This window comes from Bacteroides neonati (assembly GCF_000499785.1).
In the GTDB taxonomy this organism is placed as follows: domain Bacteria; phylum Bacteroidota; class Bacteroidia; order Bacteroidales; family Bacteroidaceae; genus Bacteroides; species Bacteroides neonati.
This window is the reverse complement of record NZ_HG726020.1, coordinates 980,784-1,007,228: the sequence shown is the minus strand read 5'-3', so window position 1 is coordinate 1,007,228 and position 26,445 is coordinate 980,784. Positions and strand designations below refer to the sequence as shown.

Here is a 26,445-nt window from a genome sequence, read left to right as displayed (position 1 = left end):
ATTCGAAACTGTGGGTTAACCACTTGCTTTCTGTAAGTGCGAAAGCACGTAGTTAACGCTGCTTATTTGCTTTCGTCGAGCGTACAAATGCTTACACGATTCCAATCCGGTTCAGAGAACATGTCGCCAACACCTTGGCCTTCGGCCGCAATGCGGTTTGATGCAATACCGTATTTACTCATCAAAGAGTTTTTCACAGCATCGGCACGCTGTTGAGCAATCTTTGCATTGATCTCTGCACTGCCTTCAGGCGAAGCATAACCTTTAATAACCACTGTAGAAGAAGGATGACTCTTCATGTAAGTCGCGATACGCTCTACATTGGGTAGTTGTGAGGCCTCAATAGATGTTTTTCCCTGACGGAAAGTAACCACCGACTCCAATGTTTGGTTGGTGTTGGTAATTGTTTTTACGATAGGACCCTGCTTGCGGCAATCTTTCAACTCAGTTTCCAGACCACTGATTTTACTGTTAGCTGCATCCAATAATGCTTGTGCATTCTTTGCATCTTCCTGAGCTTGTGTACGCAGGTCGTTGATTTTTGCATTCAGGTCATTCACCTCAGCTTGGTTGTAAGCTTTGGCCAACGTCATGTGGTGCTTTCCGTTACTTCCTTTGAAATGGTAAACGATACCGGCGGTTAGTTCTATTGCGGCATTGTTGGCATCGAAGCGGCATCCGGTATTTTCCGTTCCCTCTAAATTGTACACCAACGCAGGTTTTACAGCAATGGTCCAAGCCTTTTCTGCTCCCAGGTTGAAGTTTAGGTTCAAGCCAAATTTGCTCGAAAGGTAATTAGCATCACCCGAACCGATTGCATATGAATGTAACCATCCTGCTCCCGCAACGGCTTCTACCTCGAATACACGTGGAGTGCCGGTATAAGAGAAAAATAGATTATTCAAATTGACCTTACCCAATAAACTTACATTTGAATGATCGAATGCCGTAAGGCTTGAACTTGTGTTGACCGACCACATTCCCTCGAGTCCAAAGCCAAAGACTGGAGTCAATTGTTTGCTTAATTCAACACCAACAGTAGGACGCATGTTTTTGAAAAAGGCACTGTGGGTAAGTGGTGTAACCCCTCCGCCGTTAACCCCAAGCGACCAATTGTCTGTGAACTTGCTGCCGCGCAATAAACTCTGTGCATTAACACTTAAGGTAGCGACACTAAGTGCTACCAACAAAATAGTTTTTTTCATGTTTACTTCTTTTTTTTATTAAAAACGTGGCGAAGATACACGTTTTATTTTTAAAATAATGTTTCTTGTACAACTTTTCATTCTTGCCCTATTCACAGCTTGTTGTAAGGCATTCTTTTCAATTTTTAGATTTTTATTTCCGGTTTATTTTTATTAAAACTAAATGCTTTAGTTTGTTTTAACTAAATGAATTAGTTTGCAAACTAAAAGTTTTCGTTATTTGCATAAAAAATATACGAAGATGAAAGGATTAACAACCAAAGAAGAAGAACTGATGACCTTTTTTTGGAAGAAAGGGCCTCTGTTTGTGAAGGAAATACTCGCTTTTTACGAAGAACCCAGGCCTCACTTTAATACCTTGTCTACGATTGTGCGTGGGCTTGAGGAGAAGGGTTACCTCAAGCATCAGGTATATGGAAATACCTATCAGTATTATGCCGTGATCGATGAGGAAGGTTTCCGCAAGGGCACGCTGAAAAATGTGATCAGTAAATACTTTAATAATTCTTACTTGAGTGCAGTTTCCTCCTTGGTCAAAGAAGAAGATATTTCGTTGGCAGAACTGAAAGAGCTGATTGATGAGGTAGAAAAGGCAAACAAGCAATAAAACGCGATACACTATGGGAACCTTCTTTGTCTATATACTAAAAACAACCCTTTGCCTGGCAGGATTCTACTTGTTTTACCGTTTGTTGCTAAGCCGCGAAACGTTTCATCGCTTCAATCGGATAGTGCTTTTAAGTATTTTACTACTATCACTTCTCATTCCTTTGATCGAGGTTTCCACTGCAGCAAACGGAGAGGTGCATCAAGCCGTGTTGTCGATTGAGATGCTTTTGATGATGGCAGGAGATTCATCCACAGTGGTGACGCCGGAAACAGAGAAATTCTCTGTAACATGGATGCAAATGGCATTACTTGTTTATTTAATAGGTGTTTTCTTCTTTATCGGACGTCATCTTTATTCTTTGTGGCAAATGGTAAGACTATTTCGTTCGGGGCATCGGGAAAAACTGCCAGACGGTATAATACGCATTGTACATCAAAAAAATATAGCACCATTCAGTTGGATAAATTTTATCGTTATTTCGCAAAAAGATTTCGAAGAGAACGGACGCGAAATACTGATCCACGAAAAGGCTCATATTCGTTACCGCCATTCGATAGACTTGCTGATAGCTGATATTTGTATTTTCTTTCAATGGTTCAATCCGGCATCGTGGCTTTTGAAGCAAGAGCTACAGAATATACATGAATACGAGGCCGATGAAACAGTGATCCGCGAGGGTGTCAATCCGAAAGAGTATCAATTATTATTAATAAAAAAAGCCGTTGGCACAAGGCTCTACTCTATGGCCAACAGCTTTAATCACAGTAAACTTAAAAAACGTATCACTATGATGTTAAAAGAAAAATCAAATCCGTGGGCACGTCTGAAGTACCTGTATGTACTTCCGTTGGCAGCTATCGCTGTAACTGCTTTTGCCCGTCCCGAAATCTCCGACACAGTCAATGAGATTTCAGCGATCAAAGTTAATGATTTGGCGGCAATTGTAGAAACAAAAGTGGAAGAAATGACAGGAGAGCAATTAGTGCGTGACACGCTGAAGTCCACCCCTCTTCAACCTGCTACAGTGAAGGCCACTCATATTCGTGAGGTGGCAACAGTAGTGGCTACACCTCTTGTACCTGCGACAACGGTCAAGATCGATTCTGTTCGACCACAAGTTAGGGCTATTGGAGCGGGTGTACAAAAAGACATTGTGCCGACTATCGTTTTACGTGGAAAACCCGATCCATTGCTAATTGTAGATGGAGAAGAGATTTTCGCTTCTAAGTTAGAAACCATTCCTCCTGATTGGATTGAATCCATATCTGTACTGAAAGACAAAACGGCCGTATCTATTTATGGCGAAAAAGCGAAGCATGGCGTGATACTATTGACCTTGAAAGAGGGAGTAGATAAGTCTGAATGGCTTAAGAAGAAAGGAGCTGTCGCTAAAGGAGCTGTTGTTATAGGTCCAAAAGATAACCCCCAACAATATTCAGATTCGGTAATCGTTATTCGTTACCGTAACTCTGAAGGTTTAGATGTCGAGTAATGAAACGCATGAGCACTTGAATGCTGATGCCAAAAATCTCTCCCGTCACAATCACTTGTGGTGGGAGAGATCTTTTTAAAGAGAGACTTTGGATACTCCCTTCTGCTTCCTATTCCTAGAGGTACTTACCACCCTTTGGTCTGTACAAGATTGCTGTTCTTTTGCAACTCCGAGGTCGAAATGGGCCATAGGCCGTAATACTCCGAAGGAATATTGTGTTCGCCTACCACTTTGGGAGTTGCTACGTTGTCAGTGCTTGTGTTGTAAAAGGATTCCGATGTCGTACCGTCAACATTCCATCCATATATCGGACCGTTAAACTCTTGCTTCAGCTCTTGCCAGCGACGTACATCCCACATACGATGCCCTTCGTAAGAAAGCTCTATGTTTCTTTCGGTGTGGATGATCTTTCTTAATTCGTCTTTTGAGAATGAAGTGATGGGGTGTTTGGCTTTTGCCCAAGCTTGTCGTACACCGGGTACTCCCGATCGCTCTCTTATTTTATCGAGATAGCTGATAATGATATCTACGTTTCGCTTGCTTCCTTCGCATTCATTGAGTGCCTCGGCATAATTTAAGTATAATTCGGCTAAACGAATGGTTGGAAACGGATACTTGATGATATCCTTTGTCTGTCCGTTTCCTTTAGAGTCCGATTTGGGGTGAACTCCTTTTTTTACCAAATACCCCGTTGAAGAAGCATCTTGAGTTTGTTTTCCATATGCTTTGTTTTTTCGTACCTCACAAACAATGTTTGAACTTCTTAGCTCGTAAACGCTGCCATCGAAAGCAACACTGGCATAGAAACGTGGTTCGCGGTCGAGGTGTAACTTTGGAGTCGATTCGGTTGTTACTTCACCAGTTTGATTGGCTGCAACTAATTGGTAGCGATTATCATAGTCAAATGCCGGATCTTCGTCGATGGGGAGTCCGTTTTTGGTATAATAAGTCTCGACCATTTTTAGTGTTGGCGACATACCATTAAATACGTATGGACGTAGCATGGAGTGGCGCTGCCAGGTTTGATTTCCTTCAATGTTGGTGAATCCCCAGATTAATTCGCAGTTCCAAGGATCTACCATGGAGTAGCGATAATCATACTCTCTTTGTTTTTCGGCTGACAACTGGTTGTAGTTGACAAATTTATTATTTACCGGAGTGATACCCGTTGTATTGGTAGCACGCGTTAGTGTAGCCGGGTCAGCAAAAGTAAGTGTACTATTGGTTCTACAGTTATAAAGTGCAATGTTTGTTGCATGAGCCTGATTAATTGCTGCCAGAGCAGCATCTGCTGCTGCTTCCCATTTCTGGTTGCTGAAGGTCTCCGGAAACAGCTTCTCCCCATCGCTATTCGCAAAGTCGGTATAATTGGCATTGCCGTTAAACAATGGGCTGGCATGGTATAGTAAAACACGTGCTTTCATACTCTGCGCAATCAGCGTGGTGATGCGTCCGTAATCTGCAGGAGTTTCAATTCTATCGGGTAGCCCGTTGGCGATTGCATAATTTATTTTTTCAAGAATGAAAGCTACACATTCATCCACCGGTCGGCGTTTCGCGAAAATTTCATTATCCGGAGCATCCATTTCTGTAATTCCTCTGGATAAGATAATCGGACCGTATTGTCTGAACAGGCAGAAATGGAAATAACCGATCAGGTAGTTGGCTTCTGCTTTCCAACGTTGTCTGATGTCCTCTTCTACTCCGGGCACTTTGTCGATATTCTGTAAAAAGAGGTATGCTTCACGAGATCCTTTGTATAGATTCATCAGATCGTAATAGGGACTGGCTGCATCTAACGTACCCAGATTGATATGATAAGCTAAAAAGTTACTTTTGTCGTTTCTCCAAGGAATATCCAACTGGTCGGTACTTAGGTGTGCCGGATTATTAGCAATCGAGCTTTCTACCGGTATATACCCGTAGATTCCTCCGAGTAAGAACCGTTCGGCAGATGGTTTGTCTTTAAATGCATCCTGAAGTACTGGAATTTCGGTCGGAACTACATCAAGGTAATCGCAGGAGGATATGGTGAGCATCGCAAAGAGGGATGCCAGAATGATTGATTTTCTCATTTTTCTTGTTATTAAAAGTTGAATTGTACACCTAAGTTAACTACACGTTGTGTTGGATATTTGTAATATCCATTGCCACCCATCTCCGGATCCCATAGCTTGAAGTCGGAGAACGTAAGTAGGTTTGTTGCGTTTACATAAGCTCTTAAGAACTTGAATGTATAGCCTATTTCTGCATTCTTTAATTTTAAGAACGAACCGTCACGTAACCAAAAGGATGAGTTCTGATGATTGTTTTCGCTTCCGAGTGCTGATAGGCGGGGGTAAGTTGCATCGATGTTTGGGTTGCTTTCCGACCAATAACTGTCGGCAATCCATTGCGCCACATTGGCATTCCAACGGCCAAAAGGCGCCATTGTACCAGCCGATAGAATAAATGATGTGCGGGCATTACCTTGAAAGAATAGTCCTACATCAAATTTCTTATATCGTAATGTGCCACCAAAGCCATAGGTGATTTCGGGTGCTGTAGGACGTCCTAGAAGCACACGGTCATTGGAGGTGATACCTTTACCGTTGGCTATATCGTCTGCAACGTCCTGATATTTGATATCTCCCGGTTTCGCACCGCTGCCAAATTTCTGTGCGGGGCTATTCAGTATCTCATCATAATCCTTGAAAAGTCCGTTGGCTATAAGACCGTAAATGGAGTTTACCGGATTGCCGATGTGACTCATATTAGGGTATAAGCTGGTCGGTAAGTTATCTTTTACCCATTCATTATGTGCGTAGACAAAGTTGCCTTGAAGCATCAGTGTCGTGTTTTTATTAAATGCATGGTTGTAATTGAATGTCATTTCGAAGCCGCTGTTTTTCACTTCTCCCATATTAAAATAAGGGATCACACTGCCATATCCTAACCAGGTAGGTACCGTTTCGGGCTTTAAGAAAATGCCGGTACGTTTTTCCATGAAGTAGTCCAAGCTAAGATTTAACTTTCCGAATAGTTCGAGGTCAACTCCTACGTTTAGCTTTTTCCCGACTTCCCATTTTGCTTTCTCATTTCCGTTACGGGTGAATCCTACACCCGTGTATCCATTGTTAAATGTTTGTCCAAAGGTGTATGAAGGACCTCCTCCCATACTAATTTCCGTTAAATAGGGAAAGCGGGCACCTTGAATCTGGTCGTTACCGACAAGTCCATACGAACCTCTGATCTTCAGTTCGTTGATTGCCTTTTTTAGTGGTTCGAAAAAGGCTTCATTAGCAATGTTGTACCCTAATGCAATGGAGGGGAAGAAGCCGAACTGATTGTTTTGTGCAAAGTTCTCGGTTCCGTTATATCCGAAGTTTACTTCGGCATAGTAACGACTGTCGAAACCGTATGTAAAGCGGCCTGCCAAACCGGTGGTCCGATAAGGAACTGCATTGAACAGAGAGCCTGGCGCAAAAGGATTGTATTGTCGCTGATAGTAGAGTAACATTCCCGTTACGCTATGATTACCGAAATCGCGCGCATAGTCAATAGCACCTTCCCAGTAGAGGGTACGGTCGCCGGTACTCGATTGTTCATATTGAAGATAGTCTGTACCGTCTGTGTTGATGCCTTCGAGTGTGTAATTGTAATTTCCATCTGGGTCTTGACCGGATTGGTTTACCTGATAATAGAATGGTTTGAAATAGCGTTTGAATGTTTGCGAATTCCAGTTTTTATAAGAGAACATACCCCGGGCAGAGAGTCCCTTGGTTACCATCGATAAGTCTTGTTTCAGATCGAATGTCGTGATAGCTGTGGTGGCAAATGTATTTACATAACCTTTGGCAACTTCTGCATAGGGATTATAGTAAACCTGTCCTCCAAAATTCTTATTACCATACAGAATGTTGCTCTCATTTCCTTGTGGTCCCGAACCGGAGGGGAACATGATCGGAAAATTAACAGGATTGGTTCGGGTTATAATTTGTTGGTAAACATCTTGGGTTGCCGTTACAGGCCCTTTGTTGTCCGAAATAACGGTGCTTAACTTAATAGATGCTTTCGTTGTTTTGGTAATATTGGCATTTACATTGGCTTGAAAGTTGTAGCGCCGGGCATCAATATTGTTATCGAAACTCGAATGCGAGATACTTTTGAGCAATCCGGTGTCGCGATACATACCGGCAGAAATAAAATATTGAGCAATGCGTCCTCCGCCCGATGCGTTTACATTGGCTCTTTGGTTCATGGTTGCATTTTTGAATATCTCTTTTTTCCAGTCTACATTCGGGAATAAGTAAGGATTCAGTTTGTTTCTGGTTCCCTCTATTTGCTCTTGACTATACATCGGGGTGGCTGTAGGGTCATCGTTATGGAGCGCCTCATTATACATCTCCATGTAGGTAACGCCATCGGCCATATCCAACGAATAAGATGGCATGCTCCAAGAGTTTTCTACACGGGCATTGATGCGGAATTTCTCATCACTTTTGCCTACACGGGTGGTGATGAGCATCACACCATTGGCTCCACGTACTCCGTATAGAGCTGTGGCACTGGCATCCTTTAAGACTGAAAAGCTTTCAATATCATCCGGTTGGATACTGTTTAGATCGCCTGCGGATATTTGTACGCCATCCAATAAAATGAGAGGTGTAGAGCTGCCGCTGGTTGCAATGCCTCGAATCCAAAATTCGGCACCGTCGGCTCCCGGTTCGCCCGAACGTTGGGCAGCAATCACACCCCCGATACGTCCTGCTAAACTGCTGCTCAGAGAACTCGTCGGCAGTTTGAAAGCTTCCGGTTTGATGGCGCTGATCGAACCAACAACGCTTGCCTTTTTCTGGCGGCCAAATCCTACAACAACAACATCTTCCAGTACTTTGGCGTCTTCAACCATACGTACGTTGAGTGTTTTTCCTTCTATCTTCTTCTCTTGTGTGGTGTATCCGATATAAGAAAACTGAAGAACAGCTCCTTCGGTCGCTTTAATTGAATATTTGCCATCAAGATCGGTGATAACTCCGTTTGTTGTTCCTTTTACCAATACAGTAACCCCAATAACAGGATCTCCATTCTGATCGGTAATCAATCCGGTAACTGTGAAGACTTTTTTTTGTAGAATCTCGTTTGTAGTCAGTGTTGCAGATGCTTTTTCTGCTAAAACTACCGATGTCTGTAATGCAAAAAAAACGGCCAGTACTATGTACCGAGAGCACGAATCTCCATAGGCGAATGCTTTTGAGATGCTTGGAATTTTCTTTTTTGTTTTCATTTAGATTAAGTTAATTTGTGTGATAAAAAAAATACATTTGTTGTCTCTACATTATTTATTAAAGTTCTAAGAGAACTTTATAAAAGAAGAATTTGTCACTTCGAAAAAAGAGACTCATTTTGAGCATCTTTCATAATATCAACCAATCAATATCATGCCATTGAAAGTTCTTTTATGCATTAAATATAAAGAATAGCTTTGTTTCATACTTAATAAATAAGCATTCCGTTTGCTATTAGAAGCAATATATATATGTTTTTTTTATTTCTATCGGCAAATATATTAAATATATTTATATACCAAACAATATTTAATATATTATTTTATCATATAAATAAAAAAATGAAGTTATAACAAAGAGCTTTATCGGATCAGGTAGAACCTGAGCACACTATCCCATCGGTAAATAGTAGACGAAAACGATAAATTGGATTCATTAAGTTAATAGTAATAGAAAAATCACCTCTACATTATTTATTAGAGTTCTCTTAGTACTTATTTGCGTTTAGTTATTGGGCTTATTATGAAGCACAAAGTTCTCTTGTTATATATAAGATGTGTTTTGTGAGAAATTTAGTAGAAAGAAGTTGGGAGTAAAGAGTATCACTTGGAATGATTTACGCCATAAATCGTCCGTGACCCGGCCTCGTGGTATTTTACCGTTATTTTTGAATTTTCAACTGTAGGTAATCGAGTATGTCCTTCTCCTGGTCTGGGTGAAACCATTGTATCTCTTCATCCCGTTTAAACCAAGTCATCTGCTTACGCGAATAGATACGTGAGTTTTGTTTTATCTTCTCGATAGCAAAGGGTAGTTCCCAGTTGCCATCCAGGTATTGAAACAATTCTTTATAGCCTACTGTATTGAGCGAGTTCAGCTCGCGGTATGGATAAACAGAGCGAGCCTCTTCGAGCAACCCTTCTTGCATCATGATATCTACCCGCTGGTTGATACGGTCGTACAGTTCGGCACGGTCACGGGTTAAGCCTATCTTTATGATACGAAACGGACGCTCTTTCTTCTGCTGCGTACGAAACGACGTATAGGTTTTCCCGGTCATATAGCAGATTTCGAGTGCATGAATCACACGTTTGTGATTGCGTAAATCGACTATTTTATAGTATTCGGGGTCTAATAGGCGCAGTTCGGCGCATAGTTTTTCGAGCCCTTCGCTTTCGTAGCGTTGGAGCATAATCTCGCGCGTTTCGGCGTCAATGCTTGGGATATCGTCAATGCCTTTGCAAATAGCATCTACGTACATCATCGAACCACCGGTCAGTATCATCACATCGTGTTGTTCGAATTGAGTCTCGAGCACCGCGAGGGCTTCCTGTTCATATTGGGCGGCACTGTAATAATCGGTTAGTTGCAATGTGCCTACCAGATAGTGAGGCACTCGATTTAGCTGTTCGGCGGTAGGAGCTGCCGTACCTATCTTTAGGTCGGCATACAACTGTCTTGAATCGGACGATACAATGCCGGTTTGAAAATGTTCTGCCAAGCGCAGACTGAGCTCGGTCTTACCAACACCTGTAGGACCAATAAGGACAATCAGCGTTTTCTGAGACATAAACGTTGGGAATGAGTGATTAGTAAATAACGGATCGTTGTTGATTAAGTAATAAATGGCCAATGATGCGTGCTGTGCCGGGCACAAACGCGTCATTGACCATTTGCTTTTTTCTATTTAGAATTTCTCTTCTTCAAACGAAGTCGCATCGGGAGCAGCCGACCCGCCTTCCATGTCGAAGCCTTCGGCATCGAAGTCTTCCATATCGAAGTCTTGGTCGCCATAGAAGTTTTCGTCCAAATCGAGTGAACCAGATGTAATAGTCATCTCTTCGAAGTCCATTAATTGCTTCGGAGCCTCTCCTTCTTTTTTCGTACACTTAGCGTCTTGAATGTCTTTTCCTGTGATGATTTCAGAAAGTTCAAGGAAGAAGCAACGTTCGGTCATATAATCGAATACGTAAATCAGTTTTTGCTTTTCGTCTTCAATCAACTCGCCTATGGTTGTATCGTTCATGACCCAACTATCCATTTCAGGATTGTCGTCCATCTCTTCGAGTGTAACCTCTTTTTCTTTTTCCCAATCATCATCGCAAATAAAGAAAGAAGTCATCTGATCATTGGTATAACCCACTGATTTTACTATCGCTTCATGGAAGTCATAGAATGTAGCTTCCGGATCAATCTGTATTTCTCTGACGAAATCGTCCACTTCATCAGATATAATTGTAAATCTATATATCATATTGAATAATTTAATATTCGACACATTATTTGATGATCCCGCGTTCAGAGCTGCGGATAAAGTTTACGATATACTCTATTTCGGGACTCTTCGTTATTTCTGCTTCAATCTTATTCAAGGCATCAGATATATTCAGCCCTCCTTGATAGATGATGCGGTAGGCATTATGAATATTTTCAATGACTTCGTTGGAGAACCCGCGGCGACGCAGCCCAATAATATTGATTCCGCAATAAGCAATGGGTTCGCGTCCGGCGATGATGTAAGGAGGAATGTCTTTGCTGAAGCGGCTTCCACCCTGAATCATGACATAACTACCTACGCGGCAGAATTGGTGCATCAGCACCGCACCACTGATGATGGCGTTATCGTCGATAATGATTTCTCCTGCCATCTTGGTGGAGTTCCCGATGATACAACCGTTTCCGAGGATGGCGTCATGGGCTACATGAACACCTTCCATCAACAGGTTATTGTTACCTACCACCGTTTTACCTTTGGCAGCTGTACCGCGGTTGATCGTTACATTTTCTCGGATTAGGTTATTATCGCCAACAATGGCCAGTGTCTCTTCTCCCTGGAATTTTAGATCTTGAGGGATAGCTCCGATAACGGCACCTGGAAAAATGGTGTTGCCGTTTCCTATGCGTGAACCGTATAGGATATTGGCATTAGGCATAATTTTATTGTTATTACCGATCACCACATTCTTGTCAACATAGACAAAGGGGCCGATCTCTACATTTTCTCCGATGATTGCTTCGGGATGAATGTATGCTAAGGGACTTATCATATTTACTTGTTTTTTACTATTTGCGCCATAAACTCACACTCGCATACCACCTTTTCGCCTACAAATGCGTATCCTTTCATAGTCGAGATACCCCGACGCATGGGAGCTAACATTTCTACACGGAAGATCAGTGTATCTCCGGGTACTACCTTCTGGCGGAATTTAATGCCGTCGATTTTCATGAAATAAGTCGAATAGCGTTCGGGCTCATCGACTGAGTTCAATACGAGCAAACCTCCGACTTGTGCCATTGCTTCTACTTGAAGAACACCCGGCATAACCGGCTCTTTGGGAAAGTGTCCTTGGAAGAAAGGCTCGTTTACAGTAACGCTCTTCACACCCACGATGTAGTTGGCACCTATCTCTATTACTTTATCGACCAACTGGAATGGGTAGCGGTGCGGAAGCAGTTCACGAATGCGGTTTACATCCATAACCGGCTCGCGATTGCAGTCGTAGCTCGGAGCCTGAATTTCGTGTTGACGAATCTCTTTACGCATTTGGCGGGCAAACTTATTGTTGATTGTATGTCCGGGGCGCGTAGCAATGATGCGTCCTTTGATGGGCTTGCCAATCAGTGCCAAGTCACCAATCACGTCGAGCAACTTATGGCGGGCACATTCGTTAGGCCATACCAACGGTTTGTGGTTGATGTATCCCAGTTGTTTGGCATTCATGTGAGGTACTCCCATGACATCGGCCAACTTATCGTAGTTTTCCTGAGACATTTCGCGCTCGTAAATAACGATTGCATTGTCCAGATCACCACCTTTGATGAGTCCGGCCGAGAGTAGGGGCTCTATTTCGCGTACAAAGACAAAGGTGCGGCTTCCAGCTACCTCTTCTTTGAATTTGGTCATGTCTTCGAGTGTGGCAAACTGATTGGGGATAATGCTCGAATCGTATGATACTAATACGTTCAGACTGAAATTTTCGTCGGGCAATACAATAATAGAAGAACCGGTCTCTTCGTCGCGGAACTCTATTTTTGATTTGATAACATAGAAATCTTTAACAGCACTTTGCTCTTCGATACCTACTTTCTCTATCTCTTGTACATAGTACAAGGCACTACCGTCTAATATGGGGAATTCGGGGCCATTCACCTGAATCAAGCAATTGTCTATGCCCAATGCGTATAGGGCGGCCATACCGTGTTCGATGGTACTTACTTTCACTCCGTTGGCCGACAGTACAGTACCACGTGTGGTTTCTACCACATTGTTGGCTACAGCATCAATCGTTGGTTGACCTTCTACATCGATACGTTGTATTTTGTATCCATGGTTTTCCGGAGCCGGATTAAATGTTACAGTCAGGTCAAGACCAGTGTGAAGACCTTTTCCTCTCAGTGAAAAGCTATCTTTCAGAGTTTGTTGTTTCAACATTGGTTACTTATTTAATTGTTGTTTTAATTCTTCTAATTCGCGGCGCAAGCTGCGCACTTCGTTTTGCATTTCGGGTAAGCTTCTTTGAGCAATAGATGATTTGAAGTACTGTTTCAGCTCCATAGGGGGAGTTCCAATGAGCTGACTTCCCGATTTGATATTGCCCGGTACTCCTGTTTGAGCACCCAAGCCTACTTTATCACCGATTTTAGAGTGTCCGGCAATACCCACTTGTCCTCCAAACATACACCATTCGCCAATCTTGGCCGAACCGGCAATACCTACCTGTGCGGCTATTACCGTATGCGATCCTACCTCTACATTGTGTGCCATCTGTATCAGGTTGTCCATCTTTGCACCGCTGCGCACGATGGTTGCTCCCATAGTAGCACGGTCAATACAAGTATTGGCTCCGATCTCTACGTTGTTTTCGATAATCACAATACCGATCTGAGGAATTTTTTCATATCCCGTTGCGGTAGGGGCAAAGCCGAAACCATCGGCACCAATCACACAACCGGCATGAAGTACACAATCGTTGCCAATACGGCAGTCATGATAAATCGTTACGTTAGGATAGATAATGCAGTTGTTTCCGACCTTGGCTTGTTCGCCAATGGTTACATGCGGATGTATAATTGTATTGTCTCCAATCTCTGCGCCGTCTTCAACGCAAGCCAGAGGAGCGATATAAACGTTTTTACCTATTTTGGCCGTTGGAGCAACATAAGCCAATGGGTCGATTCCCGTTTTTTTAGGCTTACTCATCTCGTATAGGTTCATCAATTTAGCGAGACTCTCGTACGCATTGTCAACTTTAATTAAAGTTGCCTTGATCTCGTGCTCCGGCACAAAGTCTTTGTTGACTAATACAATGGTTGATTGCGTTTCATAGATATAAGATGTATATTTCGGGTTCGAAAGAAAGGAAATAGCACCGGGCATGCCTTCTTCTATTTTGGCGAAAGTATGAACAGTTGCGTTTTCGTCTCCGATAATATCCCCTTGGATAAATGCTGCAATTTGCTTAGCCGAGAACTCCATATTTTACTCTATTTTATTTTAGATGATTTTGATTCAATACACAAAGAACGGATTTTTTTTTTAGATATCCCTACTCTTTAATGAATATTTTATACTTGTCAATGCAAACGTTGGTAGCAAATATAGTATTTCTTTACCTTTTTAGATAGTAGGGAAATGTTTAGCATATCCGATGCTTCGGCAATATTTTTTATTGTGCCATCCTTGTAGATAATATCGATGCTGTCATCTGCAGGGTTATACATATTCTTCTCAATACTGGGGGTAGAGACAAAATAGCTCGTTTCGGAAAGTGGTATGTTTAGTTGTTCGCTGATGCGCAAAGTTAATTCTTTTTTTCTTTCTATACCAATGGGAGTATTGGAAATTTCGACTTTGAAGATGTTACGATTAATCATTCCCAAACTCAGGGTCGAAAGAGTCTTGTCACTGTGCGTGCTCCAAGCCTTCAGAGAGGTCCAGATGTCGTTATCGTCTAGCTGGATGAAGTTCTCCAGACACTCACAGCGGCTGTAGAACGCCTCTTTGTCGATATCGTTATAGAGAAAGAACTTCAAAGCGGGCGAAGCAAATAGATCGACTCCTTTTGAAGCCAACTCTTTGGCCCGCAACAAAGCACTAATGAGCATACGCTCATAGCCTACCGATGTTTTGTGCAGGTATACTTGCCAGTACATCAGCCGGCGCGCGGTAAGGAAGTTTTCAATGGAGTAGATACCTTTCGATTCGACGACCAGATGATCGTCTGCTACATCGAGCATTTTAATGATACGTGCAGAGCCTATGCTACCTTCAATGACGCCTGTATAGAAGCTGTCGCGACTCAAATAGTCGAGCCTGTCCATATCCAGCTGCCCACTAACCAGTTGGTGAAGAAATCGCTTGGGGTATTCGTCTTTGAATATCTGAATGGCCAAACTAAGCCTTCCGTTCATCTGCTTGTTCATCCGTTCCATCAACATCAGCGAAATCTCCTCGTGAGACACGTCTTTGATGATGGTATTTTCGAGTACGTGAGAGAACGGGCCATGACCGATATCGTGCAGCAGTATGGCTGCCTGTACGGCTTCGGCTTCACTGTCGAAGATAAAATGGCCTTTTTGCATCAGTTGCTGAATCGCCTCAGTCATCAGGTGGAAAGCTCCCAGCGAATGCTGAAACCGTGTGTGTTGGGCACCCGGGTATACAACAGACGAAAGCCCCAGCTGCTTGATGCGGCTAAGGCGTTGCAAGAGGGGATGACGCACGATGTCGTACATCAACCCCTTGGGTATGTTGATAAACCCGAATACCGGGTCATTGATAAGCTTCCTTTCGCCTGGCATTATAAAATAGCTTTCAGCTCTTCTGCCATCTGGCTTTGTACCTCTTTGGCGGCTGCACGGGCGGCAGTGGCAAAGTGTTCGGTCTTATCGGCATAAATGATGCCACGAGAAGAGTTGACTATCAGGCCGCAAGTACTGTTCATTCCGTATTTGCATACTTCCTCGAGCGAACCACCTTGTGCTCCTACACCCGGTACTAAAAGGAAGTGATTGGGCACAATCTTGCGGATGTCTTCGAATGCACGACCTTGTGTGGCACCTACCACGTACATCATCTGTTCGTCGCCCGCCCATTCTTGCGATTTGCGCAATACCTTCTCAAAGAGACGCTCACCGTTTGCATCTTCGGTCAACTGAAAATCGTGCGAACCTTTATTGCTGGTCAGTGCCAGCAGGATCACCCACTTCTCGGGATAGATGAGGAATGGTTTCACGCTGTCTTCGCCCATATAGGGAGCTACCGTTACCGAATCGATGTTCAGCTCATCAAAAAAAGAGCGGGCATACATTTCGCTGGTATTGCCGATGTCGCCACGTTTGGCATCGGCTATGATAAACTGATCGGGGTATTGTGTTTTGAGGTAGTTTACTGTTTTCTCAAAAGCGATCCAGCCTTTTACACCCATACTTTCGTAGAAAGCCAAATTAGGTTTGTAGGCAATACAATAATCGGCCGTAGCATCGATGATGGCTTTGTTGAATGCAAAGATCGGATCTTCCTCTTTGAGGAGGTGTTCCGGAATCTTCTTGATATCGGTGTCGAGACCTACGCAGAGGAATGACTTCTTGCGTTTGATGTTCTCAAATAGTTGTTGCTTATTCATCTTTCTATATAAATTCGTTTACAATTCGCTCTCTTTCAATCGTTCGGCATTTTCGGCAATCATCAGCTTATCGATGCACTCCTGAATGCTTCCTTCCATGAAGGCAGCCAGATTATAAATCGTATAATTGATACGGTGATCGGTGATGCGCCCTTGCGGATAGTTGTAGGTACGGATCTTGGCCGAACGGTCTCCGGTCGATACCATTGTTTTACGCTTGGAAGCAATATCGTCCAGGTATTTTTGATGCTCTTTATCATAGATAAACGAGCGCAGGCGCGTTAAGGCACGTGCTTTGTTCTTGGGCTGGTCGCGTGTTTCGGTACATTCGATCAATATCTCTTCGGACTCGCCCGTATTCGGGTTCTTCCAGAGGTAACGCAAGCGAACACCCGACTCTACCTTATTTACATTCTGACCACCGGCACCACCCGAACGGAAGGTATCCCATTTAATTTCGCCTTCGTTGATCTCTACATCAAACTCCTCGGCTTCGGGAAGTACGGCAACCGATGAGGCCGATGTATGTACACGTCCTTGAGTCTCGGTAGCCGGCACACGCTGTACGCGGTGTACACCCGACTCATACTTCAATGTGCCATATACGTTTTCGCCCGTTACGGTAAAGATAATTTCTTTGTATCCTCCGGCTGTTCCTTCGTTGCTGCTCGATACCTCTACTCTCCAACCTTTCGACTCGCAATACTTCACGTACATGCGGAAGAGGTCGCCGGCAAAGATCGCTGCTTCATCACCACCCGTACCACCACGTATTTCGACAATGGCGTTCTTTCCGTCTTGCGGATCGGCGGGCACCAGCATGATCTTGATCTCCTCTTCCAACTCGGGCAAGCGTGCCTGACAGAGGTTGAGTTCTTCGCGAGCCATATCGCGCATCTCCTGATCGGTTTCGTTGGTGATGATGTCTTTGGCTTCATCAATGCCGTTGAGTAGCTGAACGTACTCTTTGCGAGCCTTCATCAGGCTGCTCATCTCTTTGTACTCTTTGGTCAATTTTACATAGCGTTTCTGATCGGCCAGTACCGAAGGGTCGGTAATGAGGGTCGAGATCTCTTCGAAACGGGCTACGAGGCCTTCGAGCTTATCTAATAAACTGTTGTTGTCTGTCATTTAATTAATATCTGAATTCGCCGAATTCGCTCTTAATAATCAATTCTTTCTTTTCGCTTTCTTCTACACGACCTACTATCTGTGCGGGGATACCGAACGATTCGGAGATGGCAATCACCTCTGCTGCATGCTCGGGCGATAGGTAGATTTCAAGGCGGTGACCCATGTTGAATACTTTGTACATCTCTGCCCAATCGGTTCCGCTTTGCTCCTGAATGGTTTTAAACAAGGGAGGTACCGGGAAGAGGTTATCTTTTACCACACGCATGTCGCCAATGAAATGTAGAATTTTGGTCTGTGCACCACCCGAGCAGTGTACCATACCGTGTATGTGAGGGCGCAAAGCGTCGAGTAGTTTTTTCACTACGGGCGCATAGGTGCGTGTAGCCGAAAGTACCAGCTTACCGGCGTTGATAGGAGAGTCGGCTACTTCGTCGGTGAGTTTTAAGCCACCCGAGTAAACCAATTCTTCGGGAACACCCGCATCATAGCTTTCGGGATATTTGTCAGCCAGGTATTTCGAAAATACATCGTGACGAGCCGAAGTCAGTCCGTTACTGCCCATACCGCCGTTGTATTCCTTTTCATAAGTTGCTTGTCCGTAAGAGGCCAACCCGACGATCACGTCTCCGGGACGAATGTGGGCATTGTCAATGACATCGGCACGTTTCATGCGGCAGGTCACGGTGCTGTCAACGATAATCGTACGTACCAGATCGCCTACGTCGGCCGTTTCGCCACCGGTGGCATAAACACCTACGCCCATTTCGCGAAGCTCGTTCAGCAGTTCGTCTGTTCCATTGATGATTGCCGAGATTACTTCGCCCGGAATGAGCAGCTTGTTGCGTCCGATAGTTGATGACACTAGGATGTTATCAACTGCACCCACACAAAGAAGGTCGTCAATATTCATAATCAGGGCATCTTGTGCAATACCTTTCCATACCGATAAATCACCGGTCTCTTTCCAGTACATATAAGCCAGTGACGATTTGGTTCCGGCTCCGTCGGCGTGCATAATGTTGCAATAATCCGGGTCGCCACCCAGTATATCGGGAATGATTTTGCAGAATGCCTGTGGGAAGATGCCTTTGTCTATGTTCTTGATGGCGTTGTGCACATCTTCTTTCGACGCGCTTACACCACGCATCATGTATCGTTGATTACTCATGAGTTAATTATAAGGATTATGTATATACGGGTGCAAAAGTACTGTTTTTTTTTTGTATAGCCAACAAATTAATTAAGTTAGCCATGGGGGAGATTCAAGTTACCTTGTTTTTTGCTTTTACGGTGGTAGGTTTGCGTTACCGCCTGTTATGAACAGTTGGATGGAATGCCTGATACTTTGGAGAGAATGTTTTAAAATCGCTACAATCGAGGAGATGGATTGATTGGTTCGGAATGTTGCAAGTTGTTGATATTCAGCTATTAAAAGAATACGTATTCCTTGATGTATAGAGTATGTACTTTATGCATCAATAATATACTAATTAACAATGCATTAAGTACGTACTTTTGCTCTCAACGAATAGTAAGAGTATCTGTTCGGGTGTTATAATGATATTTTTTTTGTATAAAAGAAGTTGCCTGTTTGCTTCCAACTGCCTCGTTCGCCATAGGCACTCTTGTTTTCGAGCGTATAGGCAAAGTTGGTTCCATCGGATATTTCGTATATGCGGTCCAGATCTGGTTGATATTCCTCATAGACATATCCCATTATGTATGGAGATCCCATCGGCTGGCGGTCGGTCAATGTGGGAGATAAGGACAGGCGGTCGTTCTTTCCATCTGTAAATTGATAAAGGGGGACGGTACCTGCCGTTTGGACTACGAAGACACTCCCAATAACACCGTGGCATGTATACGGAGGTTGTGTTTGGCGAGTCAGTTCGTCGTAAGAGGTAAAGTAGCGATGGTTCTTTCCGTCGCCGGCCTGAAAGATGGGGGCGGTTTGAAGCATGGGCAATTGATGTGCTTTGATATGCGCAGTGATGGCCTCTTTGAGTTGCTGCTTTTTTATGGGATCGGCAACGACATCGTAAAGGGGAATCAGATCATTGCCTTCCAACCGGGTTAAGGCAACATTGGTTTCATTGCTGCTAAGCATCCAAGAACCGGGATTAATAGGGTTGCCTATAACTTCGTTCGGGGTGAGCGAAATGGTCGGCAATGTTTTCGGGTTGCCTCCTTGAAAGGTAACCGTGATCGTTCCGTCATAATTCTTTTTTACTACCTCTTCCGGATAAGTGATGGTGATGTGAGGGAATTTGTAAATGGTACTTTGACGAGCACCCTGTCCTGTAATTGCTGTTCGTAAACACTCTTGCCGGCTGTCGGCTACTACCGTACGGTAGAGAGTTCGGATCAAGCTTCCCAGGTGAATGTCTTTCAGTATATGCGTACCGAACTTTTCGATGATCTCCTTGGGAGTGTAAAGTGCAAGTGCTTCTTTGAATTCATCGGTGAGGCACGACTCCCACTTCATGTTTAGTGCAAGTAAGCGGTACAGATAACCGGTAGATCCGCTATGCCCGAGCACAAAGGTATATTGAGAGGAGTAGTCGTAATGGCTATCCAGCCCTTTGTTGTCGGTAAATGTGCCGGTGAATAGTAAATCGTTTCTATTTTCGGGCGGTACGGCGAAGTCTCTCTTCATGATCGATTGAAGAAGTTCGACCATATTGTGCCCTTCGTATCCAGCCCCTTCGCTTGCGGTTGCTTGGATGTACGTGATTAGGTCTTTATCTACTTTATCTAAGTCGACGACTGCTTCTCTGATCGAATTATTGCTTAGATAATCGCCCATAATATCATATCCCAGTCCGGGCACGAGACGCATCTGTGTTTCTGAAGCGAGAACAGAGATGCTGCCTTTAGGCACTGAAGGGCTGATATAGGGATCATGGCTCCCGGAGATATTGTCCCCTGTTTCGCCATCATGACAACCGACGAAGGCAGAGGCACAAACAAAGAGTGTGATGAGGCCGACCCACTTAGTTGTTTTCATGCTTTTTTAAGTATTTGGTGGCTGATGTGTTTGGGCAGCCTTGTCGTAAACAAGGCTGCAAGGTGTTTAAAACTTCACCTCAGGTGCTTTCTCACTGCCCTCGGCTGCTTCGAAATAAGCACGCTTTTCGAAACCAAACATGGTAGCGAAGATACTTTTCGGGAAGCGACGAATGTTGACGTTGTATGCCTGTGCCGCGTCATTGAAGTCCTTGCGGGCTACATTGATTCGGTTCTCCGTTCCTTCGAGTTGGGCTTGCAACTCCAGAAAGTTTTGGTTGGCCTTCAGGTCGGGGTAGTTCTCGGTGATGGCAAGCAGTTTGCCCAAAGCCTGTGTTACCGCTCCTTGTGCCTTTTGATATTCGGCCAGTTTCTCGGGTGTTAAATTGGCGGCATCTACTTTGATTTGCGTTGCCTGACTGCGTGCTTCGACCACTCCTTCGAGGGTAGACTGCTCGTGAGTGGCATAACCCTTCACCGTATTTACCAGATTGGGAATGAGATCGGCACGGCGTTGATACTGCGTTTCTACATTGGCCCATTGACCACTTACCTTTTCGTCCATCGTTACCAATCCGTTATACGTGCTGATAGAGGAGATAACAATGATTGCCACAACGGCAAGAATAGCAAGGAGAATAATAACTGATTTCTTCATTTGATCGTTGTATTTGAAGTGATTATTTATTGACTATATACTGTTTGAGATTAAAAGCGAGAACCGGCTCCACCGCCTCCGCCCATTCCCCCGCCGAAGCTTCCGCCGCTAAAGCCTCCGCCTCCACCTCCGAAACCACCACCTGTGCCGAAGCCGCCAATGAAGGGCCCCCCTCCACCATTGCCACGTCCGCGATAGTCTTCGTCATAGGTTTGTTGGCGGCGCACAACGCTATGGCCACAATGGCGGCAGGTGTATACGACGTCTTCTGTTTTCACACCGTTTCGTTTAGAGATAAGTGTGCTTCCGCTACGTTGCAACTCATGTTTTCCGCATTTGGGGCAACGGCTTGCAGCACGTACGGCGAGCACGCTGATGATAGAGGCTACGCCTATGAAGCCGAAGAGAGCAAATACGATCAATCCCCACGAACCGCCTTCGTCTTGCGAAGGTGTATCGTTCACCATCGATCCGTCCAAGCGTTGGCATACGGCTCGAACGCCGGCTACCATTCCGTTGTTCCAATCGCCCTGTCGCAGATAAGGAATCATATATTTGGTTTGTATGCGTTTGCAGATGGCATCGGGCAGATCGCCTTCAAGGCCATAGCCGGTATAGAACTGTACACATCGCTGGTCGGTAACAAGAAGAATGACCAAACCATTGTTTTTGCCTTGTTTGCCTACCCCCCATTTGTTTAATAGTTCGTGAGAAAAGTCGAAACAATCAGCCTGACCAATACTGGGCACTACGGCTACCACAGTTTCGATACCTGTTTGCTGTTCGAGGGCATAGAGCATACTGTCTATCTGCGCACAAGCTTCGCCGGATAGAATACCGGCAGGGTTGCATACATACTGCATCTTATTTTGCAGATGCACCTTGGGAATATTGTCGACTGTATATACCTTTTCTTGCGCCTGCGATAAGGGAGAAAGTAGAACGAAAAAAAGGAAGAGTGTAAGTATCTGTTTCATAAAGCATGGTTTATTCAGACACAAAGATAGGAACTTTTTTGAACTTAATGTATGTAACGCCCTACGAATGTACGTACCTTTTCGGTATATGTATCTTTGTTTTCCAGATAAGAGAGCGCATGAGCTGCTCCGGGAACAATCCATAGCTCCTTGGCACCCGGCTTGGCTTCGTATAGAGGATAAACCATCCAAGTGGGCACGTAGGTGTCTTTGTCTCCATGAATGAAAAACATGGGCAACCGGCATTTAGCTACCTGATTGAGCGATGAAGCTTCTTTGAAATTCCAGCCGTATTTTTGTTGACACAATCGGCTGCTCGCGTACATGATCGGGAAAGGGGGCAGGTGATAAGAGGTTTTTAACTCGTGCGAGAACTCGTCCCAAACACTGGTATAGCCACAATCTTCTACAAAGCATTTCACAAACTCGGGCTGTTCCTCGCCCGAAACCATCATTGTTGTGGCAGCTCCCATCGAAATGCCGTGTACAACCATTTGAGTACTATCGCCATAAAGGTTTTGCGCCAGCTTCATCCACTGCATAACATCCAAACGGTCTTTCCAGCCCATTTGAATGGCATCGCCTTCGCTTTGGCCATGATGTTGCAAATCGGGTAGCAAAACGTTGAATTGCAGATCGCGGTTGTAAAGGTATCCGATCATGAACATGCGGATGGCATTGTCGGTATAACCATGTACAATGACGGCTGTTTTGTTCGTTGGCCGCGGTGCACGAATGTAGTAGGCATGCAACTGAATGCCTTGGGGATTGGTGATAAAGGTATCGCGCAAAGCATCCTCTTGTCGGAGGCTGTCGACCCACGACTCCAGAAACGGATATTCCTTATACATATAAGGATATGAATCGGCATCCTTTGAGAGAATGGTCTCGTTCGGACACAGAGAGAAATTAAGTAGATAGAAACTACCAAAGATGGTTGCTCCGGTCAACAACAATACAAGAATGATAATGCCATAAATACCTTTTCTTCTCATAACTCACGTCTTATTTATTCCATATTTCCCATCCGGCGAATGCTTGCAATAGCAGCATCTCTAAACCGTTTTTGGTTATAGCACCCCGCTCTTCACCTTTTTTCATGAAGAGAGTAGTGTTCGGATTATATAACAAATCATACAATAAATGGTTTGGTGTAATATACTCATACGGAATGTTGGGGCAGAAATCGACCTTGGGATACATGCCTACAGGAGTACAATTGACAATAACCGTATGTTCTGCCATGATTTCGGGTGTCAATTCTTCATAAAGCAAAGCACCTTGCTCGTGGCTACGTGATACGAAAGTACTGTCGATACCCAGGTTTTTTAATCCGTGAAATACTGCTTTCGAAGCACCGCCTGTGCCCAGAATGAGTGCTCGTTTGTGGTGGGGCTGCAAGAGTGGCTGTATGGATTGCGTGAAACCGATGATATCGGAATTGTATCCTATCAATTGCACTTTTCCTTTTTGACGGATTATTTTAATGACGTTGACCGCACCTATCTTAGCCGTATCCGGATCAAGGCTGTCCAGAAAAGGAATAACCTGCTCTTTATAGGGAATGGTTACATTGAGTCCGCAAAGATTCGGATTCTCTTCGATGATTTCTTTAAAATCGTTTATTTCCGGAATTTCGAAGTTTACATATTCAGCGTCAATGCCTTCTGAGTGAAACTTCTCGTTGAAGTATCCGATAGAGAATGAGTGTTTCAGCGGGTAGCCGATTAAACCATACTTTTGCATCATGTGGGGGAATTTATTCAATTATTTAGTCGCCGTATAAAGCGTACAAATGCCAAACGTCAGTCGTCGAAACTGAACCTGGCTAAAGCCTGCCCGGGCAATGATGCCCTCCATGACTTCTCCTTGCGGAAATGCTTTGATCGTTTGCGGCAGGTAGCTGTACGCTTTATTGTCTTTGGAAAGCATTTTGCCTAATACGGGTATTACTACCTTGGAGTAGATACTAAATAGCTGCTTCATCGGGAAGCGGTCTGGGGTGGTAAGTTCCAGGATAACCAAGTGGCCACCCGGAGTAAGCACCCGACACATTTCGGAAAGTCCGCGATCCAGATCCTCGAAATTGCGGATACCAAAAGCTACTGTGATAGCATCGAATGTATGTTCGGCAAACGAGAGGGAGGTACAGTCTTCACGGGCAAAGGTTATTTTGCCCGCGAGACCTTCCTTTTTTACTTTTTCACGTCCCACGTTCATCATGCCTTCCGATATATCGGTTCCGATAAGATGTTGGGGCTGGAGGCTACGACAGGCCAGAATAGCAAAGTCGCCCGTGCCGGTAGCTACATCCATCATCTGTTGTGGATGGAAAGGACGCAACCAGTTGATCGCCTTCTTGCGCCAACTGCGATCAATACCCAATGAGAGGGTATGGTTCAGTCGGTCATAAGCAGGAGCGATGTTGTTGAACATCTGTTCTACTTGTTCACTTTTCTTTCCGTCATTGCCGTAGGGCTTGATGGTTTCTTGTGGGTAATTCATTACTTTGTTAGAAATGCTGTTACGTTCTTATCGATACGTTCCAGTAAGTTGCTTGTATCTTCTTTTTCGAATTTCTCTCCGGTGATGTTTTCGTATAGTTCGATATAACGGTCGCTGATACTTTTAACGATCTCTTCGGTCATCTCGGGCACTGTTTGTCCGGCTTGTCCTTGGAATCCGTTTTCCATCAACCATTCGCGTACGAACTCTTTGGAGAGTTGTTTCTGTGGTTCGCCTTTTTCAAAACGTTCTTTGTAACCTTCTGCGTAGAAATAACGGCTTGAGTCGGGAGTGTGAATCTCATCCATCAGGTAGATGATACCGTTGTGTTTACCGAATTCGTATTTCGTATCTACCAGAATCAGTCCGCGTTCGGCAGCTATCTCTGTGCCGCGTTGAAACAGAGCCAGTGTATATTTCTCCAACGTAGCATATTCGTCGGGAGTAGCCAGCCCTTGACGCAGAATCTCCTCTTTCGAGATATCCTCATCGTGCAGACCGAGTTCGGCCTTCGTAGTTGGGGTAACGATTGGCTGAGGGAAACGTTGGTTCTCGCGCATGCCATCCGGAAGCTGTACTCCGCAGATTTCGCGTACACCACTCTTATAAGCACGCCATGCACTACCACAAAGGTATCCGCGTACAATCATTTCCACAGCAAATCCTTGGCAGGCAACACCTACGGTTACCATGGGGTCGGGGGTAGCTGTTTTCCAGTTCGGACAAATGTCTTGTGTTGCATCCAGAAACTTAGCTGCAATCTGGTTGAGCATTTGTCCTTTGTAAGGAATTCCTTCGGGTAATACTACATCGAAGGCTGAGATACGGTCTGTGGCTACCATTACGAGTTGCTCGTCATTGATGTTGTATACATCGCGCACTTTTCCGTGGTACACGCTTTTCTGTCCCGGAAAGTTGTAATCTGTTTTAGTTAATGCTTTCATCTTTCTATATTCTGTTTAGCAATTTGCAATTTAGAGCTTTCTGCTTCGGCTTTCCGCTTTTCGCGTTCGGCTTTGGTATCTTTATCGAATTTCTCGTAGGCATCGACAATGCGTTCTACCAGCTTGTGGCGTACAATGTCTTTCTTATGCAGTTCTACCACACTGATACCTTTCACGCCTTTTAGTATGCGTAAGGCTTGTATTAAGCCCGATGTTTGCGATGTGGGGAGGTCGATTTGTGTCATATCTCCCGTTACAATCATCTTGGTGTTTAGTCCCATTCGGGTAAGAAACATTTTGATTTGTTGCGTCGTTGTGTTTTGGGCTTCATCCAATATAACAACTGCGTCGTTGAGTGTTCGTCCGCGCATAAAAGCCAATGGAGCGATTTGAATAATATTCAACTCCATGTATTCTTTGAGCTTAGCAGCCGGAATCATATCTTGCAATGCGTCGTAAAGTGGTTGCAAATAGGGATCTATTTTCTCTTTCATATCACCGGGTAGGAAGCCAAGCTTCTCGCCGGCTTCTACAGCCGGACGACTGAGAATGATCTTTTTGATCTCCTTATTCTTCAATGCACGAACGGCTAATGCAATGGCGGTATATGTTTTGCCCGAACCGGCCGGTCCGATAGCAAACAACATATCGTTCTTTGCGAAACCTTCGACCAGCTTCAATTGATTTTCACTGCGTGGAATAATGGGCTTGCCCGTTACACTGAACACAATGACATTGCCGGTCTTCTCTGCCTGTGGTGCATTCCCCTTGACGATGTCAATGATGACCTCTTCTTTGAGTGAATTATATTCCGCACAGTATTTCTCGAGCTTGGTGATGTTTTCTTCAAACAGACACATCTCTTCTTCGTCGCCCAATACTTTGATCACATTGCCACGGGCTACAATGCGTAGTTTGGGGTATAACGCTTTTAATAACTGTATATTTGTATTATTGACCCCATAAAAAATAACAGGGTCAATGTCTTCAAGGACAATCAGCTTTTCTATCATCGAATC

General features: G+C 44.3%; 22 protein-coding genes. 2 read left to right on the top strand and 20 right to left on the bottom strand.

Annotated features, from left to right (window positions below):
* Positions 1-62: 62 nt before the first annotated feature.
* Positions 63-1,205 (bottom strand): OmpA family protein, encoded by a 1,143-nt coding sequence (locus tag TY03_RS07220; RefSeq protein WP_042368607.1) that lies wholly within the window; start codon positions 1,203-1,205, stop codon positions 63-65.
* A 241-nt stretch (positions 1,206-1,446) separates the two neighbouring features.
* Between TY03_RS07220 and TY03_RS07215 the strand changes: the two genes are divergently transcribed.
* Positions 1,447-1,812, top strand: a complete 366-nt coding sequence (locus tag TY03_RS07215; RefSeq protein ID WP_042368605.1) for a BlaI/MecI/CopY family transcriptional regulator — start codon at positions 1,447-1,449, stop codon at positions 1,810-1,812.
* A gap of 13 nt (positions 1,813-1,825) precedes the next feature.
* Positions 1,826-3,307 (top strand): M56 family metallopeptidase, encoded by a 1,482-nt coding sequence (locus TY03_RS07210; protein ID WP_081713068.1) that lies wholly within the window; start codon positions 1,826-1,828, stop codon positions 3,305-3,307.
* A 125-nt stretch (positions 3,308-3,432) separates the two neighbouring features.
* Here the strand turns inward: TY03_RS07210 and TY03_RS07205 are convergent, their stop codons facing one another.
* From TY03_RS07205 to TY03_RS07115, 19 genes are all read right to left on the bottom strand, one after another.
* The gene (locus tag TY03_RS07205) at positions 3,433-5,382 is read right to left on the bottom strand and encodes a RagB/SusD family nutrient uptake outer membrane protein (RefSeq protein WP_081713067.1); all 1,950 of its coding nucleotides are present in this window, start codon (positions 5,380-5,382) and stop codon (positions 3,433-3,435) included.
* Between the two features lie 11 nt (positions 5,383-5,393).
* On the bottom strand, positions 5,394-8,573 hold the full coding sequence (locus tag TY03_RS07200; protein WP_052332420.1) for a SusC/RagA family TonB-linked outer membrane protein: 3,180 nt from the start codon (positions 8,571-8,573) through the stop codon (positions 5,394-5,396).
* Positions 8,574-9,235: 662 nt separating this feature from the next.
* Entirely contained in the window at positions 9,236-10,144 is a 909-nt protein-coding gene (gene miaA / locus TY03_RS07195; RefSeq protein WP_042368600.1) for a tRNA (adenosine(37)-N6)-dimethylallyltransferase MiaA, read from the bottom strand.
* A 117-nt stretch (positions 10,145-10,261) separates the two neighbouring features.
* Complete coding sequence (locus TY03_RS07190) at positions 10,262-10,828, bottom strand: IS1096 element passenger TnpR family protein (protein ID WP_042369266.1); 567 nt, start codon at positions 10,826-10,828, stop codon at positions 10,262-10,264.
* Between the two features lie 25 nt (positions 10,829-10,853).
* Entirely contained in the window at positions 10,854-11,621 is a 768-nt protein-coding gene (lpxA, locus tag TY03_RS07185; protein WP_042368598.1) for an acyl-ACP--UDP-N-acetylglucosamine O-acyltransferase, read from the bottom strand.
* Positions 11,622-11,623: 2 nt separating this feature from the next.
* Positions 11,624-13,009, bottom strand: a complete 1,386-nt coding sequence (locus TY03_RS07180) for a bifunctional UDP-3-O-[3-hydroxymyristoyl] N-acetylglucosamine deacetylase/3-hydroxyacyl-ACP dehydratase (protein ID WP_042368596.1) — start codon at positions 13,007-13,009, stop codon at positions 11,624-11,626.
* Positions 13,010-13,012: 3 nt separating this feature from the next.
* Positions 13,013-14,053, bottom strand: a complete 1,041-nt coding sequence (lpxD, locus tag TY03_RS07175) for a UDP-3-O-(3-hydroxymyristoyl)glucosamine N-acyltransferase (protein WP_042368594.1) — start codon at positions 14,051-14,053, stop codon at positions 13,013-13,015.
* A 98-nt stretch (positions 14,054-14,151) separates the two neighbouring features.
* The gene (locus tag TY03_RS07170) at positions 14,152-15,378 is read right to left on the bottom strand and encodes an HD domain-containing protein (protein WP_042368592.1); all 1,227 of its coding nucleotides are present in this window, start codon (positions 15,376-15,378) and stop codon (positions 14,152-14,154) included.
* Positions 15,378-16,202 carry an orotidine-5'-phosphate decarboxylase gene (pyrF, locus tag TY03_RS07165; RefSeq protein WP_042368591.1) on the bottom strand — a complete coding sequence of 275 codons (825 nt, stop codon included), beginning with the start codon at positions 16,200-16,202 and terminating at the stop codon, positions 15,378-15,380. Before pyrF ends, TY03_RS07170 begins: the two co-directional genes overlap by 1 nt.
* A gap of 18 nt (positions 16,203-16,220) precedes the next feature.
* On the bottom strand, positions 16,221-17,333 hold the full coding sequence (gene prfA, locus TY03_RS07160; protein WP_042368589.1) for a peptide chain release factor 1: 1,113 nt from the start codon (positions 17,331-17,333) through the stop codon (positions 16,221-16,223).
* A gap of 4 nt (positions 17,334-17,337) precedes the next feature.
* Entirely contained in the window at positions 17,338-18,504 is a 1,167-nt protein-coding gene (locus TY03_RS07155) for an AIR synthase related protein (protein WP_042368587.1), read from the bottom strand.
* A gap of 384 nt (positions 18,505-18,888) precedes the next feature.
* Positions 18,889-20,343 (bottom strand): MAC/perforin domain-containing protein, encoded by a 1,455-nt coding sequence (locus TY03_RS07150; protein WP_052332419.1) that lies wholly within the window; start codon positions 20,341-20,343, stop codon positions 18,889-18,891.
* 66 nt (positions 20,344-20,409) lie between these two features.
* Positions 20,410-21,000, bottom strand: a complete 591-nt coding sequence (locus TY03_RS07145; protein WP_042368585.1) for a LemA family protein — start codon at positions 20,998-21,000, stop codon at positions 20,410-20,412.
* A gap of 50 nt (positions 21,001-21,050) precedes the next feature.
* Positions 21,051-21,977 (bottom strand): TPM domain-containing protein, encoded by a 927-nt coding sequence (locus TY03_RS07140; RefSeq protein ID WP_042368583.1) that lies wholly within the window; start codon positions 21,975-21,977, stop codon positions 21,051-21,053.
* Positions 21,978-22,021: 44 nt separating this feature from the next.
* Positions 22,022-22,972: an alpha/beta hydrolase gene (locus TY03_RS07135; RefSeq protein ID WP_042368581.1), complete on the bottom strand. Its 951-nt coding sequence runs from the start codon at positions 22,970-22,972 to the stop codon at positions 22,022-22,024.
* Positions 22,973-22,982: 10 nt separating this feature from the next.
* On the bottom strand, positions 22,983-23,723 hold the full coding sequence (locus tag TY03_RS07130; RefSeq protein ID WP_042369263.1) for a shikimate dehydrogenase family protein: 741 nt from the start codon (positions 23,721-23,723) through the stop codon (positions 22,983-22,985).
* A gap of 21 nt (positions 23,724-23,744) precedes the next feature.
* Positions 23,745-24,482, bottom strand: a complete 738-nt coding sequence (gene ubiE, locus TY03_RS07125) for a bifunctional demethylmenaquinone methyltransferase/2-methoxy-6-polyprenyl-1,4-benzoquinol methylase UbiE (RefSeq protein ID WP_042368578.1) — start codon at positions 24,480-24,482, stop codon at positions 23,745-23,747.
* Positions 24,482-25,426, bottom strand: coding sequence for a phosphoribosylaminoimidazolesuccinocarboxamide synthase (locus TY03_RS07120; RefSeq protein WP_042368576.1), 945 nt, complete (start codon positions 25,424-25,426; stop codon positions 24,482-24,484). The genes ubiE and TY03_RS07120 overlap by 1 nt, the downstream gene beginning before the upstream one ends.
* Positions 25,423-26,439, bottom strand: a complete 1,017-nt coding sequence (locus TY03_RS07115; RefSeq protein ID WP_042368574.1) for a PhoH family protein — start codon at positions 26,437-26,439, stop codon at positions 25,423-25,425. The genes TY03_RS07120 and TY03_RS07115 overlap by 4 nt, the downstream gene beginning before the upstream one ends.
* Positions 26,440-26,445: the final 6 nt, after the last annotated feature.